The following is a 1,413-nucleotide window of genomic DNA, read 5'->3' as shown; positions in this document are numbered from 1 at the left end:
TAAAGTATGCAATAGTGCTGATAATCAAGGCTTAATATGGTCATAATTATTGCCCCATATCACATTTTGGCTCAATTTTTCTGGCGCTTACCCTAAGTTCCCTCTGAATATTCTTGTTTATTGAAATATCAGGGATTAAAGAGTAATCTACACCAGTTATCAAAAAAAAGATGACTATGACAGATCAACAATTACTGGCACTTATTAATAAGATTTGTGGCAATCAGGACTTTCAGAGTGAAGAACGGCGACGGGATATCCATCGACTATTACTTGAATGTCAGCAGTTACCCGGACTCCGAAAATCTTCTTATCCCCTTTATTTGGAAGCTTTAGACCAAACTTGGGAATGGGTAATCAAAAATATTTGTGCTTTTGAACCCAAACCAGACTTAGCAGTTCAGACAAGCTTGTTAAAATGGATAAATGGTTATCTAATATGGCGGATTAAAGATTTATATCTTAACCAAGCATACCAACATAGTCGTGAGTCTAGTTTAGATGTCTACATCAATGAAAATTCGGACAATCCCTCAACACTACTAGATCAACTTCCAGATGGTGGTTTTGAGACTCCTACTCTCAATGGAATTGACGCTTACATTGATAAACTCAGAAATCAGAAAATTCTGGAAATATTTGAACAATTAGAACGTTACGTAGAGGAAGATCCAGACCATAGCTTTCAAAAGTGTCATCCTCGTAAGCGTCCCGATTGTAACTGTCAGCTCCTTTGCCAAAGGTTACTTTTCAAATACCCACCAGAGAAGTTAACTCACCTCAGCAGGGAGTTGGGCATTAAGTACGATACTATCATATCCCATTGGAAAAGAAAATGCCTACCACTCCTTCAAAAAAAATTGAAGGATATAGGATACTCAGGAGAGGAAGAATCATGACAACTCAAAACATGGAAAATTTAGAAATTACTCTCGGCATTGAAGCTCACCGCTTCGCTAGCAAATTCGCAGCGGAACAAGCCACAACTGCAAAAAGTAAACAGGTTTATTTTAATACATTAGCGGTTTATGCAGTTCACAGATATCTTAAGTATCTTGGCATTGACACGGATTTAAACGAAAGTGATTGTTGGAATCCAATTCTAAGACATCAATGGAATGTTGCTGATTTAGTTGTTCCTGACATTGGCAGATTAGAATGTCGTCCTGTGCTACCTGGAGAAACTACTGTGTCTTTACCTCCAGAAGTAACCGAAGACCGGATTGGTTATCTTGCTATTCAGTTTAGCGAACACTTAGATCAAGTCCAGCTTTTAGGATTTGCTAAAACAGTCGTTGCAGATGTTATCGAAGTTAGTCGGTTGCGCTCGGTTGATGACTTGATTGGTGAACTCTCACCTCTACCGGTAGTAAACCCCTTAAAATTAAAAGACTTGGAAAAGCTTTTTGATGA

General features: G+C 38.2%; 2 protein-coding genes. Both read left to right on the top strand.

The genetic code is table 11. The features are described from left to right. The first annotated feature begins 176 nt into the window (after positions 1-176). Positions 177-899, top strand: coding sequence for a hypothetical protein (locus F6K37_RS42310; protein ID WP_287257206.1), 723 nt, complete (start codon positions 177-179; stop codon positions 897-899). After that, a partial coding sequence (locus tag F6K37_RS42305) for a DUF1822 family protein (protein ID WP_287257205.1) occupies positions 896-1,413 on the top strand: 518 nt, incomplete at its 3' end. The genes F6K37_RS42310 and F6K37_RS42305, both read left to right, overlap by 4 nt.

The sequence above is a fragment of the Moorena sp. SIO4E2 genome (assembly GCF_010671945.1).
Classification (GTDB): domain Bacteria; phylum Cyanobacteriota; class Cyanobacteriia; order Cyanobacteriales; family Coleofasciculaceae; genus Moorena; species Moorena producens.
The sequence above is the reverse complement of the archived record's forward strand: the minus strand, read 5'-3'. Positions and strand labels throughout refer to the sequence as shown.

Bases quoted from the DNA above. Each gene is read 5' to 3' on its own strand.
- F6K37_RS42310 (WP_287257206.1), top strand. From the start codon at position 177: ATGACAGATCAACAATTACTGGCACTTATTAATAAGATTTGTGGCAAT.